Consider the following 17008-nt stretch of genomic DNA (forward strand, 5'->3'; position numbering starts at 1 on the left):
GCCAACACAGCAACTAAGGCACTTTGACAAAGGATTCCCCGTTCTTTTCAACGTGCCAAACCTAACCTTCAGAAACGACAAAAGAGCATCGATTGATGCTCTTTTTACGTTTATCCACAGAATCACTTTGGGCAAACAGCTTTTGAGTGATGCTAGATCTTCATCACCTCTGACAGCTCTTTGATACCGGGTGCGATCAGATCTTTGTCGATGGCGTGAAAGCCCAATCGAAAATAGGAATTGGGGTCATATTCTGACAATGCTTCACAGCCCGATTCCGTTTCGGTATTAGTCATAAAGTGTGAATAGCCTGTCTCAATCAATATGCCCTTTTGGGCAGCTCGTGATGCTAAACGTTGGCTATTGATGTGGCTGGGCGTTTGTAGCCACAGAGAGTTGGCTTGTTCACTCTGAGCCAGTCGCTTGCAGTCAGGTAAGTACTTCAAGACAGCATCGTTGATCAGCTTCCAGCGCTGGCGAGTGTTTTCTCTAAAGCGCCTCACAAAGCTGTCGTAGTAGCCTTGTTCAATAAAGTGCGCTACTTCCATCTGAACACGGCTTGGCGCATGTCGGTACATCAAGCGACGCAGTATTCTAAGGTCGTAGATTAACTCTTCAGGTGCCACGATGTAGCCTAACCTCAAGCCGGGTGCCAGTAGCTTAGAGAAGCTGCTGACGTAGATGACTCTCCCTTCCTTGTCATTGGCTTTTAGCGCGGGTTTAGGATTCCACTCCACGTTGCACTCGGCGTCATAGTCATCTTCGATAATTACCGCGTCATTGGCTTTGGCCATTTCAAGTAACTGAGTTCGACGCTCGTCACTCATGGTGACGCCGGTTGGAGCTTGATGGCTAGGCGTGACATAGAAGTGATCACACAGTGAAGAGTGCTCATTGAATCTCAATCCTTGTTCATCCACTTGATGCGGGTGTAACTGCGCGCCAGAGAGATTGAAGATGTGATTCGCTTCTTTGTAGCCGGGGTTCTCGACTCCGACTCGACTCTGATGGTTCATGAGCAAAGTCGAAATCAAATACAGCGCATTCTGCGAACCTAAGGTTATGAGGATCTCATCACTTTGGGCATGAATACCGCGCTGTGGGAGCACCCTTGTGCGTATCTGTTCGACCAGCATGTCGACGTCTTTATCGACCTTGTCGCAAAGCCAGCGGTGATCATGTGGGTCTGAGGTGACCTTTCTTGTCGCTTCTCGCCATTGAGCTAATGGGAAGTCATTGATAGAGGGTTGGCCAAAAATAAATGGGTATTGGTAACAACTCCAATGCGAGGGTTTGACGATGCGTGGGTATTGGCCCAATTGCAGCTTAACGCGTTTGCTCCAATCCGGTGCATTGTCGCTGTCGGTTGATTCAAAATGATCCAAACTCGCGTCGATTGTGTCACTCGGTTTTTGATACTTTTCTGAAAGGTAATAGCCACTGCGAGGTTTACTGATGAGGTAGCCATCGTCGAGCAAACTGTCGTACACCAAGGAGACAGTATTGCGTGAAACACCCAATTGGCTAGACAGCTTACGACAAGACGGAAGCGCTTGTTCAGCCGGAAAAATACCATTCAATATCGCCGTCACCAAATAGCTACGTACTTGTTCTTGCAGGCTTCTTTTGGAATCAAACTCGATGAAACAATTGTGATTTATCGCCATGAGATACAGTCCTTATTCTCAGTGAACCTCAGTCCAATTTGTATAAAAGAGCAAGAAATGCGCCAGAGTTCATATTGATGTTTTAAGAGTGTGTTTTGCTCTCTCTCAACCCCGAAAATTACGTTGTCCCAAACTAGAAAATCGTTCTGTCCCAACCTGAAAATTAAATTGGCTCTACGTCTCCGATGCATTCCGTTCATAAAGTAAAGGCAGGCAAATAATCTCGATAAGGAAAGCGTATGAAACAGGGAATGACGATGAAGGCATGGGTTTCAACAGCGGCAGCGACAGTTGTACTGGGTTGTTTTGGAGTCGCACAAGCATCGGAGCTTGCAGCCATCGAAAAGCAAGGCTTCATGAAAGTGGCGACAGAAGACAACTACTCTCCATTCAACTATATCGACCGCGGTAAGCCTGCGGGGATTAACAAAGATTTGCTTGATGAGTTACGTGAATATTCGAAGTTCGATATCGAACAAGAGATCTTACCTTGGACAGGACTACTCGCTTCGGTATCTGCGGGTCAATATGATGTGGCGTTAACTGGCGCGATCATTACCGATGCTCGCTTGAAGGCCTTTGATTTCACTCCACCTATCGCTTCAGCGCAGCATTACTTCTTAACCAGAGCTGACGCGGAAGATATTAATACGGTAGCCGATTTAGATGGAAAAACAGTGGGCTTACAAGCGGGCAGTGCTTTGCTAGAAAGGCTTCCAGAGCTGGAAGTGATGCTCGAAGCACAAGGCAAATCTTTGGGTAAAGTGGTGCAGTATCAATCCTACCCAGAAGCGTATTCCGACTTGGCAATCGGCCGAATAGACTATGTGATCAACAGTGTGGTTTCAGTTAACGAGGTAGTGAAGTCGAAGTCAAAGGTATTCAAAAAAGGCGAAGCAGTCTCTGGCCCAGGTTTCGTTAGCTGGCCAGTTCCTAAAGATAATCCTGAGCTTTTGGCTTACCTAACGGAATTCTTCCTACACCTTGAGCAAACAGGAAAAATGGCAGAGTTGCAGAAGAAGTGGTTCGGTGAATCGTTCGACCAACTCCCTTCAGAAGCCATCACTTCGGTTGAGCAGTATCACAAGCTAACAGCCGTTCAATAGATGAATAAGCATGCGCCGACACAAACAGTTAGCGGCTGTTTGTGTCCATGCCAATGGGTTCAAAGCGGTTTAACCCATGAGTCTTTGGCGCACAATCTATCGAAAGAAGTCGCTGATCAAAGAGGTCGTTTATGGATTATTATGCTTGGGAACAGTTACTACAGGGCGCGTGGGCAACGGCATGGATATCGGCAGTATCGATTGTATTAGGTGTCGTCATCGGCCTAATGATTGCCTTAGTTAGAATGATGAAAATCCCGTTTGTGGATCAAATGTTGGGTATCTATGTCAGCTGGGCACGAGCAACGCCTTTGGTTACACTGGCTCTGTTTATTTTCCTTTCTTTTCCGTCATTTGGCATCAATTTAGATAAACACGTTTCTGCCATTTTAGCTCTCACACTCAATACATCGGCATTCAATGCAGAGATTTGGCGCAACGCCTTTCTTAACTTTTCAAAAGGGCAAATGGAAGCGGCTGAAGCCATTGGTATGAGACGCATCACTTACTTTCGCCGCATCATGTTCCCGCAAATGGTGATCATGAGCCTACCTGCGCTAGTCAATGAGATGTCGTTCTTAATTAAGGGCAGCCCAGCGATTGCGGTGATCGGTATTGTCGACCTAACTCGTGTCACCAATCGAATCTCTGCGGTTACCTATGAACCACTTGGGCCGATTCTGTGTGCCGGCGCCATATACATGTTGATTATTGGCGTGTTGGTGAAGTTGCAAGCGGTGGCTGAAAACCGAGCCACTTATCTGCAGCAGTAAGTGTGGCTAGCAGTCATCTACCTCAGTCACAGCTATCAACAACAGCCACAGTTTAGCCGTCACGGCTACTTGGTCAGAAGCACCATTTACCTGCTTGTGATGCGTTATTGAGCGGGTAAGTTTAAGGAGTAAATATGGAAGAATGGAATATTATCTGGCAACAAAAAGAGCTGTTTGCTTCAGGGTTTGTGACCACATTTTATCTTTTTGTTTCGTCTTCAATCTTGAGTTTTATCATTGGCATCAGTTTGTTGTATTGCCTCGAAAATTCAAAACTTGGTGTGAAGTACACCATCAATAGTTTGATAGGCATGATGCGCACCTTGCCGTTTCTTATCTTAGCGTACCTGCTCTATTACGGGCTGCCGCAGGTTGGTATTCGACTCGATGCGATTACAGCGGGAATCATCGCGCTAAGTCTCTATCACGGTACCTATTTTTGTGAGATTTTCCGAGGTGTTCGTAAAGGGCTAGAGCCAGGCTACATCGAAGCAGCTCACGCTTATGGCTTTTCTAAATTCAAAACCTTTACCCGAGTTATTACCCCAAATGTGTTGTTTAAGTCGGTTCCTCTGATCACTAACCAACTCATCATCTGCTTAAAAGACACTGCGTTTCTTAGCATCATTACCGTCGCAGAAATTACCGCGGCAGCCAACAGCATTCAATCGACCTACTTCATCCCATTGAATGCGTTCATCATTGCTATCGCGCTCTACTGGGCTGTGAGTATTGCACTTGAAACCATCACCAAACGAATCCAAACCAAAGTTGAACTTAGAGGGCTTAGCCATGCTTAAACAATCAGAGATTATTGAAACGGAAGCACCGATTAACCCTTCTTCTAGCGTGAGTTTGGAAGTGATTGAGTGCGAGCCATTATTGGAAGAGCGTGAGACGATCATCAAGGTTGAAAACCTGTCGAAACAGTTTGATGGCATCGAAGTACTGCGAGACATCAACCTCAATATCAACAAAGGCGATGTGGTGAGTATTCTCGGTTCGTCTGGGTCGGGGAAATCGACGCTATTACGTTGCATGAATTGGCTAGAACAGCCAGAGCGCGGCACGATTTTTATGGGTGATGAGCGTATTGGTATCAACTCTGAAACGGGTAAACCACTCAAATATAAAGAGCTGGCGAAACTCAGAGAGCGCCTTGGTATGGTTTTCCAAAGCTTCAACTTGTGGCCACATCTAACCGTGTTGCAAAACGTCATGGAAGCGCTCGTTCACGTTAAGAAGATAGCGAAATCAGACGCAGAGGAAATGGCTCGTAAGCAGCTAGATAAGGTTGGGATGTCGCACAAACTAGAGAACTACCCAAGCATGTTATCGGGTGGGCAAAAGCAACGTGTCGCTATTGCCAGAGCGCTCGCGATGGAGCCGGATGTGTTGCTGTTTGATGAACCAACGTCAGCACTCGACCCGGAATTGGTCGAAGAGGTGTTATTGGTGATGAAGAAATTGTCGCAAGAGGGCTACACCATGGTAGTTGTGACACATGAGATGGAGTTTGCGCGTCAGGTGTCGGATCAGGTGGTGTTTCTTGAGAAGGGCATATTGATTGAAAAATCCAACCCAGAGAAGTTTTTCACTAACCCAGATTCATCAAGGGTAAGACAGTTCCTCAAGCTTGATTCATGAGTTAGATAGCTTGCACAGCTTCAAGGTTCGACCGTTAAAAAACTCCGACAGAATTTGTCGGAGTTTTTGTATGTTAGCTTTTTCTTCCCAAACCTAAACTTAAGCCTAAAACTATACAAATGGCCATGTGGCGCTAACCAATACTATCAATATGAATCACCACAGAGTCCGGTCGCCAGTACTCCAACTCGCAGTCCATTAGCTCACCGTCTTGTTTGTAGTTCACTCGGCAGATCTTCAAAACAGGCTGTCCCTCTGCCAAATTCAGCGCCTTGGCGACATGAGCAGGGGCAGAAGTGGGAATCACATCAAAGCGCGAGCGTTGGGTCTCGTAGCCGTATTTTTCTCGGTAGATGCCTGTTAGTGACATGGTGAGGTTTTCCGACAAGACACCATCAAATAAGGGCGCTTTCAGTACATTTTCAACAAACAGCACTGCTCTGCCATCAATAAAACGCAGGCGCTCAATCACGTGTATTGGCGTTATCTGCTCTATCTCTAATGCTTTGGCGTAATCGCCAGTCGCCATCTCTGTGCGGGTGCTGAGCAGTCTGGTTTCTGCTATGCGGTGTTGTTCGCGGATCATTTGATGAAAGTGAGAACGTGACAATGGGTTGTAGCGAATCCGTTCGGGCGACACATACCAACCTCGGCGTTCCTCTCGGTATATCAAACCTTCGGTTTCTAGAGACACCAGCGCATCTTTGAGCGTGATTCGTGTGGTGGAAAACAGCTCGCTGAGCTCTCTTTCGGATGGCAGTTTTTGCCCCTCGGTGAAGATGCCAGATTGAAGCTGTTCTCTAATGCTCGCCTTAATTCTGCCTAGCTGTGTCCCTGATTGCCCTGTACCCAATGTTCTCATTGCTGATCTAGTCCATAAGTTCGTGTACTTAATAAGGTAAACCATGGAGTTAACAGGAATGTGACAGTAAACAAAGGCTTGCTGTCATATGAGTGAAATATAACTGCCACGGAAATGCATCCTAACTGTCAAATAACTTGCGCGAAAGCGTCACACTCCGGCGATAGCATACAAAACGAACTTACTGACCTAGTCCAGAGGGATAGAGACAATGAAAACTTTGCTTAGCCGTTCAACTGTATCGCCAGCCAAACTTATGGATTCATCTACAAAGCTAATAGGTGCAACGTTAATAACGGCAACACTTTCAATGCCAGCGATGGCGAAGGATGCTGATCTTGAGTCACTGATTGAAGCCGCTCAAAAAGAGGGTGCGGTTTACAGTGTGGGTATGCCTGACAGTTGGGCAAACTGGAAAGGCACATGGGCTGATCTGAAAGCAAACTACGGTTTGAAGCATCAGGATACAGACATGAGTTCGGCACAAGAGATCTCGAAATTTGAAGCAGAGAAAAGAAACGCAACCGCAGATATCGGTGACGTTGGTTTCGCCTTTGCACGTGTCGCTGTGCAGAAAGACGTAACGCAGCCATACAAGCCAACCACTTGGGATGACATTCCAGATTGGGCGAAAGACAAAGATGGTCACTGGGCTTTGGCTTACACAGGTACTATCTCGTTCATTTCAAACAACAACCTTGTGGAAGATGCACCAAAATCTTGGAGCGACTTATTAGAAGGCGACTACAAAGTCACAGTCGGTGATGTAGGTGTAGCAGCACAAGCAAACAACGCAATTCTAGCGGCAGCATTTGCTAATGGCGGTGACGAATCGAACCTAAAACCGGCGATTAAATTCTTTGGTGAGCTAGCGAAGCAAGGCCGTCTATCTTACACCGACCCAAGCATCGCGAATCTTGAAAAAGGCGAAGTGGAAGTGGCAATCATGTGGGATTTCAACGCACTGAACTACCGCGACAAGATCGACCGTGAGCGCTTTACCGTCAGCATTCCACAAGATGGCTCAGTGATTTCTGGTTACACCACCATCATTAACAAATACGCACAAAACCCGAACGCGGCGAAGTTGGCTCGTGAATACATCTTCAGTGACCAAGGCCAAATTAACCTAGCAGAAGGTTACGCACGTCCAATCCGTAGCAGCGTTACGCTACCTCAATCAGTACAAGACAAGCTGATCTCTAACGATGAATACAGCAACGTGCACCCAGTATCTGACTTCTCAGCATGGGAAAAATCAGCACGTCGTCTGCCACGTCAATGGCAAGAAAGCGTATTGATTCACCAGCAATAACCCCGCTTAACACGCCACCTGTAACGGGTGGCTTATAGAAACAAGCAATAGAGAATAGACCATGATCAATAAGGTTATCCTTGTTGTTCTAGATGGACTGAACTATCAGGTAGCCCGTGATTGCATGGGCTACCTGAACGGTCTTCTAGAACTAAGTGATATGCATGAAAAGCAGGGCGATTTGCAGAATAAACAGAGCACTTCGCAGAGCACGCAAAAAAACAAGCTGCGCGCCACGCTTTACCCTGTGCAATGTGAACTGCCATCTATGTCACGCCCACTGTATGAGTGCATTTTAACTGGAGTTCGCCCTGTCGAGAGTGGCATCGTTAACAACCAAATCGTGCGTTTATCGAATCACGAGTCGATCTTTAGCTTGGCGAAATCGCAGGGCAAAGTGACGGCTGCAGCGGCATATCATTGGGTGAGTGAGCTGTATAACCGAGCGCCATTTGATGCTGTACGCGACCGTTTCACCAACGACGAAACCATGAACATTCAACACGGTTGTTTCTACCACTGGGATCACTACCCAGATGAAGCCTTGTTCTTGGATGCTGAGCACTTGCGCGTGACTCATCAGCCTGATTTTTTACTGATTCACCCAATGAACATTGACGACATGGGACACAAGCATGGGCTGGATTCTCGCCAGTACCGTAATAGTGCTCGTGGCGCGGATATCTACCTATCGAACTACCTTGAGAAATGGGTAGACGATGGTTATCAAGTGATCATCACCAGTGACCACGGCATGAACAATGACTTGTCTCACGGTGGCATTCTGCCTGAAGAGCGTGAAGTGCCATTCTTTGTGATTGGCGATAAGTTCACACACCAAGCTTGTTCAGTGAAACAGACCGACATCTGCGGCAGCGTGTGTCAGTTACTCAATCTAGAACACGATAAATCTTACACTCAGGAATTGTTGGCCTTATGAGCAGTTCTGTAATCACGCAGAGCGATGGCTCTGCGCTTCAACCCAAAACCAAATCTTTGTTTCAACGCTTCAAGCCCGCCTTGTGGCTTGCGCCTTTCGCACTGTTTTTCTATCTGTTCCAACTGGCACCTATGGTTTGGGTGCTGATCAACAGCTTCTTCTACGATGATGAGCTCTCTCTCGAAAACTACTCTGAGATATTCGATTCTGCCTTCATGATGCAGGCTTTTGGCAACAGTTTATGGCTGTCGATTTGGTCGAGCATTGTTGGCTTAGCGATCGCGACTCTGCTCGTTTCTTCACTGCGCCGCGTTGATTCTAAAATCCGCGATGCGGTGATTGCGTTTACCAACATGAGCAGCAACTTCTCAGGTGTGCCTCTGTCATTCGCCTTCATCATCATCTTGGGCACCAACGGTGCTATCACCTTATTGCTCAAGCAGTATGGATTACTGGGTGATTTCGACCTGTACGGCAAGTGGGGCTTGCTGGTGATTTACATCTACTTCCAGATCCCATTGGCGGTGTTGTTGCTCTATCCAGCGTTTGATGCTCTGAGTGACGACTGGCAAGCCGCTTCGGCACTGCTTGGCGCGAAAACTTGGCAATACTGGACCAAAATCGCGCTGCCTGTGTTATCTCCGGCTTTGTTCGGCACCTTCATCATCTTGATTGCTAATGCGATTGGCGCCTATGCGAGTGTGTATGCGTTGACCTCGGGCAACTACAACGTGATTACGATTCGAATTGCGAGCTTGGTATCGGGCGACCTGTTCCTAGAACCAAACCTGGCTGCCGCAATTTCCGTGATTCTGATGGCGATGCTGGCCTTCATCACCGTGATTAACCAATGGCTGATCAGCAAAAGCTACGCAGGGAAGAGAAAGTAATGAACACCGTAAATACTCGCTTTCATAAAACGGTTGTCTATTCGATTGTCGGCATCATGATGATTCCGATCTTAGCGACCTTTATCTACTCGATCTCCTCGCGTTGGGGCGCCACTATCCTGCCGGATGGCTTCACGTTAGATTGGTACATCAACCTGCTGACGGATCCTCGCTTCTTACAAGCCTTTGGTCGCTCACTGTTTATCTGTGTGGCAGCGCTGTCATTGAGTGTGGTGTTGGTTCTGCCTGCGATTTTCGTGGTGTTTTACTATTTCCCGAAGCTCGACAAGGTGATGAATATCCTGATCTTATTGCCATTCGCTGTGCCACCCGTGGTGTCGTCGGTTGGCTTGCTTCAGCTATATGCCGATAGTGAAATTTCCTTGATAGGCACACCGTGGATCTTGATTGGTACTTACTTCACCATCGCGTTGCCATTCATGTATCGCGCGATTGCCAACAGCTTTGAAGCGATTAACCTGCACGATTTGATGGACGCGGCACACCTGCTCGGTGCAAGCACTACCAAAGCGTTTTTATTGATTATTCTGCCAAACCTTAAGAAAGGCTTAATGGCGTCGCTGTTCTTGTCGTTCTCGTTCCTATTGGGCGAGTTCGTGTTCGCCAACATCTTGGTGGGTACACGTTACGAGACACTGCAAATCTACCTATACAACATGCGTCAAACCAGCGGCCACTTCACGTCAGCCCTTGTGATGACGTACTTCCTGTTTATTTTCTTACTGACTTGGTTGGCAAGTCGTTTCAGCCAGGGAACAAAATAATGAGCTATGTAAATGCGAAAAACCTTACCAAAAGCTTTGGTGACAACACGGTGTTTGAAGATATTGAATTTTCCATCGAGAAGGGCGAATTCATTACTCTGCTTGGCCCAAGTGGCTGTGGTAAATCGACTCTACTGCGTAGCTTGGCAGGTTTGAATCCGGTCGATGGTGGCGAGATCTGGGTCAACGGTGAAGAGATTACTCACCAAGTACCGCAACAACGTGGTATCGGCATGGTGTTTCAATCTTATGCGCTGTTCCCAAACATGACGGTTGAAGGCAATATTGCGTTTGGCCTTAAGATGAAAAAGCTTGCTGCTGACGAGATTAAGCGTGAGGTCGCGAAAGTGATTGGGCTGGTGGACTTAACGGGCAAAGAAAAGTTCTACCCGCATCAGTTATCGGGCGGTCAACGCCAGCGTGTCGCCTTGGCAAGAGCCTTGGTGGTCAAGCCGCGTATTCTATTGCTTGATGAACCACTTTCAGCGCTGGATGCGAAGATCCGTAAACACCTACGCCAACAGATCCGAGATATTCAGAAAGAGATGAACCTGACCACGATCTTCGTGACCCACGATCAGGAAGAAGCGATGATCATGTCTGACCGCATCTTCTTGATGAATAAAGGTGAGATCGTCCAAGCAGGCACACCCGAAGAGATCTACACTCAACCTGCTAATGAGTTTGTTGCTGGCTTCATGGGGCACTACAATCTGGTGCAGGCGAACAAAGCCAAGCAGCTGTTCAACATTGAAACCGAGTGGAAAGTGGCGATTCGACCTGAATCGATATACGTGAAAGAGCAAGGTCGACAATATGGTGAGCATATCTCTGCGCCGAAAACGGGCACCATTCGTAATCACCAGCTTTTGGGCAACGTGATTCGCTACCAAGTGGACGTCGATGAGTGTGAATTAACCGTCGACCTACTTAACCGTTCTTCTGAACGACTGTTGGCAAACGGCAGCCAACTTGAACTCCTGTTTAACCTTAACGAAATTCAACCTGTGAGAGCCTAAGATGTTCAAACCTTTGTATGTATTTGATATGGACGAAACGCTGATCAATGCCGATGCAGCGATGCTTTGGAATGAATTCTTGGTTGAAAAGGGCATTGCCACTGCGCCCAACTTTATTGATGAAGATAAACGCTTAATGGGCCTGTATTCGGAAGGCAAACTGAACATGGAAGATTACCTAACGTTTTCCATGCAGCCATTAGCCGATATGCCAACAGAGCAAGTCACCGCCTTGGTGGAAGAGTGTGTTGAACAGCATATTTTGCCTAAACAGTTCAAGCAGTCGAAACCTTTGATTGAGCAGCTTGAGAATGATGATATCGACATGTTGATCATCTCTGCCAGTGTGACTTTCTTAGTGGAAGCTGTCGGCCGTAAGATTGGTATCGAGAATGCACTCGGTATCGATTTGATTGAAAACCAAGGCCGTTTTACTTCTCAAATCTCAGGTGTGCCAAGCTACCGTGAAGGCAAAGTGACGCGTTTAAAAGAGTGGTTAGACAATCAAGAAACTAACTACTCAGATATCCACTTTTATACGGATTCAATCAATGACTTACCTTTGTGTGAGCACGCTGATTTTGCTTATTTGGTGAACCCATGTCCGCGTTTGAAAGCACTGGCTGATCAACCGAATTGGTCGATTCTCAACTGGGATTAAATTGAATCTTATATTCGAATTAGGTTCGTTCTAGAATTCATCAAGCCGCTGACTACAGCGGCTTTATGATTCGTATTATTCTATTTCTAGTTTGTAACCTATCCCGTAAATGGATTTGATGTAGTCACATTTTTCATTTATCGAGACCATTTTTTTGCGTAAGTTTTTAATATGGCTATCGATAGTGCGATCACTGACCACTCTTCTATCGTCGTAGATTTTATCAATCAATTGATCGCGACTATAAATGCGGCCAACATTTTGATACAGAAGGTGCAAAAGCCGAAATTCAGCTGGCGTTAAACTCAACTTAATACCACATAGAACGGCGGTCATACTCAATTCATCAATATCAATGGCGTTCGTTGCTGACGTGGCTTGGGGCTTGTTGGAACGACGCAAAATATTTTTCACCCTCACGACCACTTCTCTCGGGCTGTACGGTTTACATATATAATCATCTGCACCCAATTCAAGCCCAACGAGTCGATCAATCTCTTCGACCTTGGCTGTCGCCATAACCACTGGGATGTCACTGAACGTTCTCAGCTCTCGATAAATATCCAACCCGTCTCGATTAGGTAGCATGAGGTCGAGAATAATGAGTTTAGGCGATGCTTTTTTTACCCAGTCAATGACAAGACTACCATCGATAATATGATGACTTTCAAGGCCAGAGTGTTCTAAGTACTCACACAGTACACTTGCTAATGCAGGCTCATCTTCGACGACTAAAATCACGATTTTATTTCCTTTGGTAACGCTATGATGATTCGCAGTCCACCCAATTCTGAGTGCTCGGCAGTAATGTGTCCTTGGTGCGCTTCAACGATATTTTTACAGATAGATAAGCCAAGCCCAGAACCGCCACTTGAGCGACTGCGCGATTTATCAACGCGGTAAAGCCTCTCAAACAAACGCGGAAGTGATGCATCAGGTACACCTGGGTCACTGTCTTCAACGTTGATAATAATACTATCACTAATGTCGGTAACATCTATCGATACATGCCCATTACCGCTAGTGTATCGCGCGCTATTTTCCAACAGATTCACAAACAGTTGTGTCAGTAATCTCTCATCACACGAGGTAAACAGTGGAGCCGAATGGTCATAGTGCTTTGTTAATGTGATGTTTTTCTGTTCTAAACGGATCGAGTTTTGAACGATCACAGAATCAATCAGTTTATGTATATCAACGTTGTTTTTAACATTGAGGTTAAATCCGATGTCATAAAGGGAGAGTTGGTGAAGATCCTCAACGAGTTGACCCAGTGTGATGATTTGTTGATGTAACGAGTCGATGTATTTTGGCTCAGGAGATCGGATACCGTCTTGTAGTGCTTCTAGTTCACTTCTTAGCACGGTGATAGGCGTTCTAAGTTCATGTGAAATATCCGATAACCATTGTTCTCTAAGTGTTTTTTGTTTTCTTAGTGTTTCGACTACACCGTTGAATATTCCGATGAGATCAGATAACTCATCATTGCCACTTTTTTCAATGTAGAAATCGAGGTCGCCATTTTCGATAGATTTGGCACCTTTAGACAAAGCACGCAATGGTTTCAAAAATCGCCTAACAAGAAATAAAGCGATAAGAAATGAAAGCAATACGGTAATCGATGCGATGGTGCTTACATGCGTCGTTTGTTGTTTGAAAAAGCTTTCAGCTAAAGGCCCTGATATTTCATCCATCTGGACGATTGAGATATATCCAATCACTTGATCACCCCGTGTTATTTCGACTAGCGCTTGATGCTGACCATCTTCAAGGTGATGTAGGTTTTCAGGAGGTCCAATTATAGCTCGCCCGTTTTGATCTAAAATATTGAGTCGTTGCCAAATAGGTTGAAGATCTGGCGCTTCCGGCTCTCTTAATGGTGGTGGCGATGGGTGTCTGTCACGAGTATGTGGTCGTGAGGGGCCGCCAATGCTACTGGCGATTAAATGTGGTTCACGTTCTAGCCGCCTCCACTTTTCGGAAGGTGAGTAATATTGCTTTAAGTTATTGGCGAGTTCTTGAGCTAGCGCAATCTCATTGTTATTTGTGAAATCTTGGAGCCCTCTTTGAAAACTGGAGTTAATAAAATAAGTGAGTACAAAGAGCATGGTCACGCATACCATTAGTATTGAAACAAACAGTTTGGTGAAAATTGATATGCGCACGTTCTCTCCAGAAGTTAAAGTGAATTAAGTTAGTAAAATGAGTTAAGACAAAAGTGAGTTAAACCAATATTAGTCCCCAATATTGTGGGAAATATGGACATTGATTTCTTTATTCATCTTAGGCCATGTATAAGCATCTTTTTGTTAGAAACGAATAGTGAGCTGACAGGGTGCTATACCCCATCAGCTCGCATTGAATTATCACTATTTTTGGATAACCCTCTAATAATTATTGACGTCTTGGTGGTGGCGGCGGAACTTCCTCTTCCGATAGACCACCGCTTCCATCTACGTCTAGCTTGTCAAAGTCATCGGCGAGTGGACCTTTAAGCTCTTCTAATTGTAATTCGCCGTCACCGTTTGCATCCATTTCTTCAAAGCTTGGCATTTCTCTTAGACCTTCACGGCTTTCAGCACACGCTTGAAGCGCGAATGTCGATGTCAGTAAAAGTAATGCTGTCGTGATTTTTTTCGTCATTTAATTCCTATTCGTAACCAAATATAAGTGTAATTCTTTGACGCAAATAGGTTAGCGATCAAATTAGCAGAGAAAATGGATAAATCTAGGAGATGAAAGTTAGCGCTTAACTTTATAAGAGCATCAGATCATTAGCCCATCAAGTCAGGTTGTTTAAACCTCCATTGTTTCTACATAGTTTCCACATTTTCTATTTTTATCCTAGTCCATTATTGAACTCATGAATTTAATGCCTTTAGCAATAAAGGCAGAAAGCTATCGTTGGTATTGAAATGGATTATTTTTTAGGAGCCGTAGAATGAAGGCAATGGTAAAAAAATCAGTCGTTGTCTCTTCTACGTTGTTGGTTGCTTCTTATAGTAACGCTGCTCTTTATAGGGTGGTTTTGGAGGAATCACCAGTAGAAACTGAATCGGTGTATGGGGTCGCAGTTGAACCAGAGCTTGGTACAACGGATTGCTTTAGTACCAGTTGTGGTGACACCGACTACGCATTCGCAGGGGAAGCTCAAAATGCAGAACCAGGTTTTTCCTTTAAAGAGGAGGTCCCCTTTGGTATCGATAACACGTTCTACTATTTGGATTATGACGATATCTATAGCTACTGCACGAGCGAACTTGGCTACGCGACTTGTGAAGCTTGGAGTTCTTTATTGTGGTATGGCGATGATGATGCGGGCATTGGAGGCTTGAAAAATGAGCGTGATGCGTATTACGGGCTGAGCTATCAGACCAATTCCACGGCTTTTTATGATTCTTCTTCGCTAAGCGAGATCCCAGATGTTGGCAGCAACCCACCTGATGTGAGCAGTTATAGTTATTCCTTTGTTGATGGAACAGAGGAGAAGGTCATCACTAAAGTTGACGAGAATGGTTTTGTTCTTGGTAACACCAGCAGTGGTTACTACAGTTATAACAACCAATATATTCAGTTGTATAGGCAGCGTGGTTACTACGATACAGGCACTGAATTTACGGTTCTCCAACCTGAAGCCGATACCAGCATTACGATCAGCGATGCTGACGGCGAAGCGAATATAATCTCCCAAATGGGAAGAACGATGGCTTTTGACTCTTTCAGTTATGGAGGGGAAAGCTATGTGGTCGGAAGCGCGTCCGTTGCGACTTTTTATTACAGTGATGGATACAAAGATTATGACTCTCCGTACACATCCGACAGTGATGCTGAGGATCTAGATAATTGTATCGATGAAGATATTGAGCCTGCTTTATATCCAGAGTGTCAGAACTTTGCTTTTGCTAATCGAGCTTTTGTCTGGAATATAACCGATGCGAATGGCCCCAATGATGATGGAAACCGTTTCTCAGTATCTGATTGGGAAACCAGTTCGACCTATTACTCTTACAACGATGATGAAGCTTCAGCACAGGCGAGTGTGAGGGCTGCAACGATTTCATCTAGAGGGACATATAGCTCTTATCCTGTTTTAGTTGGTTACAATACAGAGCTAGATGATTCTGATAACTTTCTTATGCAGGCTGCTGTGTTTAGGCCAAGCAGTACGTCAAATTTCAGCGTTTCGGAAAATGCTTGGACGACGACATTTATCGCTAATGCGACGGTAGAAGTGAGTGATTCATACATCCACAGTAATTCTGTCGCAACAGATATTAATGAAAACATGATGGTTATTGGTTATGCAAAACGAGATGGTGATTATCCGTCGGATCGTGTGTCTGACAATCGTATGTTTGTCGCTGATGCGAATGACACAACGCCAACAGCTACATTCTTCGCAAGTTTAGGTGAAGACATTTTCTTTGATAGTGCAGAAGGAAAAGCAAGTGAGATCAATAATTACAATGAAATTGTTGGCTATGTTGACGCCGAAACTCACGCTGAAGTAGACGGACATGAAAGAAGGCATCGCGGCTTCATTTTCCCTTATAACGACACTGGTACCGATTCTGATAGACGTGCAAGATATAATGATCAAGCTTGGTGGTTAGACGACCTAACTAACGGTGGTGACGACAGTGATGCCAACAACCACTTTAGAATATTGGACGCAACCGACATTAATGATGCGGGTGTTATCTCAGGGACGGCAATACAATGTTTTGCGAGTGAAAGTAGCTCCTCTTCTATGGCTTATGATTCAACCGCGCACTTTGCATATTGTAATGATGGAGTAGGTGACGAGAGGGTGGTGGCTGTGAAACTTATCCCGATATCTGGAGCAACAAGTGAAGACATTGCTGAAAGAAGTGATGATAGCGCTGAAGATGTTGAACGTAGTGGTGCCGGTACCGGGTTATTGGTGCTTATCAGTTTGATGTCCGTGCTTTCAGTTCGCTTGAAAAAATCTCGTTCTGTGATTACCTAAATTGATGACGTGCTCACGAGATAAACAACCTCTATTTGACCATCAACCATCAATCATCAACCATTAAAGTAATGGGTTAGAGTTGATGGCTCACCCTATGAGAATACCATTGGGATATGAAGCTTTTTAAAAGAGTATCACCTGTTTTGTGATGCTCTTTTTACGTTCAACATACACTTATCTCTTTCTGCTTTAGCCCATAAAGCTCAAATGTAACAATTCAATAACATTCCTTCTTCTTCTGTAAATCAAACCACCACCTTTCAATCCCTTGATAGCACTCACTTTCTTGTCTCGATGGTTTGTGTGTAACAAATATTTTACAAACTGACAGGGTTTCATCGAAATTGCCC

16 protein-coding genes are annotated in these 17008 nt (G+C 45.3%); 11 read left to right on the plus strand and 5 right to left on the minus strand.

Going from position 1 to position 17008, the window contains the following annotated elements; translation table 11 throughout:
- Positions 1–152: 152 nt before the first annotated feature.
- A complete protein-coding gene (locus AB6F11_RS07520; protein WP_102393382.1) occupies positions 153–1667 on the minus strand; it encodes a PLP-dependent aminotransferase family protein in 1515 nt (504 codons plus the stop codon).
- A gap of 239 nt (positions 1668–1906) precedes the next feature.
- Here AB6F11_RS07520 and AB6F11_RS07525 point away from each other — a divergent pair, with 239 nt between their 5' ends.
- From AB6F11_RS07525 to AB6F11_RS07540, 4 genes are all read left to right on the plus strand, one after another.
- Complete coding sequence (locus tag AB6F11_RS07525; RefSeq protein WP_065584482.1) at positions 1907–2773, plus strand: transporter substrate-binding domain-containing protein; 867 nt, start codon at positions 1907–1909, stop codon at positions 2771–2773.
- 131 nt (positions 2774–2904) lie between these two features.
- Entirely contained in the window at positions 2905–3546 is a 642-nt protein-coding gene (locus tag AB6F11_RS07530) for an amino acid ABC transporter permease (protein ID WP_017066356.1), read from the plus strand.
- Between the two features lie 134 nt (positions 3547–3680).
- Entirely contained in the window at positions 3681–4346 is a 666-nt protein-coding gene (locus AB6F11_RS07535) for an amino acid ABC transporter permease (protein WP_017066357.1), read from the plus strand.
- Positions 4339–5193 carry an amino acid ABC transporter ATP-binding protein gene (locus AB6F11_RS07540; protein WP_061037768.1) on the plus strand — a complete coding sequence of 285 codons (855 nt, stop codon included), beginning with the start codon at positions 4339–4341 and terminating at the stop codon, positions 5191–5193. The genes AB6F11_RS07535 and AB6F11_RS07540 overlap by 8 nt, the downstream gene beginning before the upstream one ends.
- Positions 5194–5326: 133 nt before the next feature.
- Here AB6F11_RS07540 and AB6F11_RS07545 read toward each other — a convergent pair whose 3' ends face one another.
- Positions 5327–6055, minus strand: a complete 729-nt coding sequence (locus AB6F11_RS07545) for a UTRA domain-containing protein (protein ID WP_017067362.1) — start codon at positions 6053–6055, stop codon at positions 5327–5329.
- 211 nt (positions 6056–6266) lie between these two features.
- Between AB6F11_RS07545 and AB6F11_RS07550 the strand changes: the two genes are divergently transcribed.
- From AB6F11_RS07550 to AB6F11_RS07575, 6 genes are all read left to right on the plus strand, one after another.
- On the plus strand, positions 6267–7370 hold the full coding sequence (locus AB6F11_RS07550) for an ABC transporter substrate-binding protein (protein ID WP_102397955.1): 1104 nt from the start codon (positions 6267–6269) through the stop codon (positions 7368–7370).
- A 61-nt stretch (positions 7371–7431) separates the two neighbouring features.
- Positions 7432–8310: an alkaline phosphatase family protein gene (locus tag AB6F11_RS07555; protein ID WP_102397956.1), complete on the plus strand. Its 879-nt coding sequence runs from the start codon at positions 7432–7434 to the stop codon at positions 8308–8310.
- Complete coding sequence (locus AB6F11_RS07560) at positions 8307–9200, plus strand: ABC transporter permease subunit (protein WP_102397957.1); 894 nt, start codon at positions 8307–8309, stop codon at positions 9198–9200. The genes AB6F11_RS07555 and AB6F11_RS07560 overlap by 4 nt, the downstream gene beginning before the upstream one ends.
- A complete protein-coding gene (locus AB6F11_RS07565; protein WP_004732591.1) occupies positions 9200–9985 on the plus strand; it encodes an ABC transporter permease in 786 nt (261 codons plus the stop codon). The genes AB6F11_RS07560 and AB6F11_RS07565 overlap by 1 nt, the downstream gene beginning before the upstream one ends.
- Entirely contained in the window at positions 9985–11004 is a 1020-nt protein-coding gene (locus AB6F11_RS07570; protein ID WP_017078395.1) for an ABC transporter ATP-binding protein, read from the plus strand. The genes AB6F11_RS07565 and AB6F11_RS07570 overlap by 1 nt, the downstream gene beginning before the upstream one ends.
- A 1-nt stretch (position 11005) precedes the next feature.
- Positions 11006–11665: an HAD family phosphatase gene (locus AB6F11_RS07575; protein ID WP_086969061.1), complete on the plus strand. Its 660-nt coding sequence runs from the start codon at positions 11006–11008 to the stop codon at positions 11663–11665.
- A gap of 75 nt (positions 11666–11740) precedes the next feature.
- On the opposite strand, the gene AB6F11_RS07580 is transcribed toward AB6F11_RS07575, so the two are convergent.
- From AB6F11_RS07580 to AB6F11_RS07590, 3 genes are all read right to left on the minus strand, one after another.
- On the minus strand, positions 11741–12406 hold the full coding sequence (locus tag AB6F11_RS07580; protein ID WP_102397958.1) for a response regulator: 666 nt from the start codon (positions 12404–12406) through the stop codon (positions 11741–11743).
- The gene (locus AB6F11_RS07585) at positions 12403–13773 is read right to left on the minus strand and encodes an ATP-binding protein (RefSeq protein ID WP_102397959.1); all 1371 of its coding nucleotides are present in this window, start codon (positions 13771–13773) and stop codon (positions 12403–12405) included. Before AB6F11_RS07585 ends, AB6F11_RS07580 begins: the two co-directional genes overlap by 4 nt.
- A 286-nt stretch (positions 13774–14059) precedes the next feature.
- Positions 14060–14308 (minus strand): hypothetical protein, encoded by a 249-nt coding sequence (locus tag AB6F11_RS07590; RefSeq protein ID WP_104216083.1) that lies wholly within the window; start codon positions 14306–14308, stop codon positions 14060–14062.
- 298 nt (positions 14309–14606) lie between these two features.
- Between AB6F11_RS07590 and AB6F11_RS07595 the strand changes: the two genes are divergently transcribed.
- Positions 14607–16655 carry a DUF3466 family protein gene (locus tag AB6F11_RS07595; protein WP_104216084.1) on the plus strand — a complete coding sequence of 683 codons (2049 nt, stop codon included), beginning with the start codon at positions 14607–14609 and terminating at the stop codon, positions 16653–16655.
- Positions 16656–17008 lie beyond the last annotated feature (353 nt).

The sequence above is a fragment of the Vibrio sp. 10N.247.311.14 genome, assembly GCF_041467715.1.
Taxonomy (GTDB): domain Bacteria; phylum Pseudomonadota; class Gammaproteobacteria; order Enterobacterales; family Vibrionaceae; genus Vibrio; species Vibrio crassostreae_C.

Excerpts from the sequence above, each read along its gene's own strand:
- AB6F11_RS07540 (WP_061037768.1), top strand. The coding sequence starts at position 4,339 with ATGCTTAAACAATCAGAGATTATTGAAACGGAAGCACCGATTAACCCT.
- AB6F11_RS07520 (WP_102393382.1), bottom strand. The coding sequence starts at position 1,667 with ATGGCGATAAATCACAATTGTTTCATCGAGTTTGATTCCAAAAGAAGC.
- AB6F11_RS07565 (WP_004732591.1), top strand. The coding sequence starts at position 9,200 with ATGAACACCGTAAATACTCGCTTTCATAAAACGGTTGTCTATTCGATT.
- AB6F11_RS07595 (WP_104216084.1), top strand. The coding sequence starts at position 14,607 with ATGAAGGCAATGGTAAAAAAATCAGTCGTTGTCTCTTCTACGTTGTTG.
- AB6F11_RS07575 (WP_086969061.1), top strand. The coding sequence starts at position 11,006 with ATGTTCAAACCTTTGTATGTATTTGATATGGACGAAACGCTGATCAAT.
- AB6F11_RS07530 (WP_017066356.1), top strand. The coding sequence starts at position 2,905 with ATGGATTATTATGCTTGGGAACAGTTACTACAGGGCGCGTGGGCAACG.
- AB6F11_RS07550 (WP_102397955.1), top strand. The coding sequence starts at position 6,267 with ATGAAAACTTTGCTTAGCCGTTCAACTGTATCGCCAGCCAAACTTATG.
- AB6F11_RS07555 (WP_102397956.1), top strand. The coding sequence starts at position 7,432 with ATGATCAATAAGGTTATCCTTGTTGTTCTAGATGGACTGAACTATCAG.
- AB6F11_RS07570 (WP_017078395.1), top strand. The coding sequence starts at position 9,985 with ATGAGCTATGTAAATGCGAAAAACCTTACCAAAAGCTTTGGTGACAAC.
- AB6F11_RS07525 (WP_065584482.1), top strand. The coding sequence starts at position 1,907 with ATGAAACAGGGAATGACGATGAAGGCATGGGTTTCAACAGCGGCAGCG.
- AB6F11_RS07560 (WP_102397957.1), top strand. The coding sequence starts at position 8,307 with ATGAGCAGTTCTGTAATCACGCAGAGCGATGGCTCTGCGCTTCAACCC.
- AB6F11_RS07545 (WP_017067362.1), bottom strand. The coding sequence starts at position 6,055 with ATGAGAACATTGGGTACAGGGCAATCAGGGACACAGCTAGGCAGAATT.
- AB6F11_RS07590 (WP_104216083.1), bottom strand. The coding sequence starts at position 14,308 with ATGACGAAAAAAATCACGACAGCATTACTTTTACTGACATCGACATTC.
- AB6F11_RS07535 (WP_017066357.1), top strand. The coding sequence starts at position 3,681 with ATGGAAGAATGGAATATTATCTGGCAACAAAAAGAGCTGTTTGCTTCA.
- AB6F11_RS07585 (WP_102397959.1), bottom strand. The coding sequence starts at position 13,773 with ATGCTCTTTGTACTCACTTATTTTATTAACTCCAGTTTTCAAAGAGGG.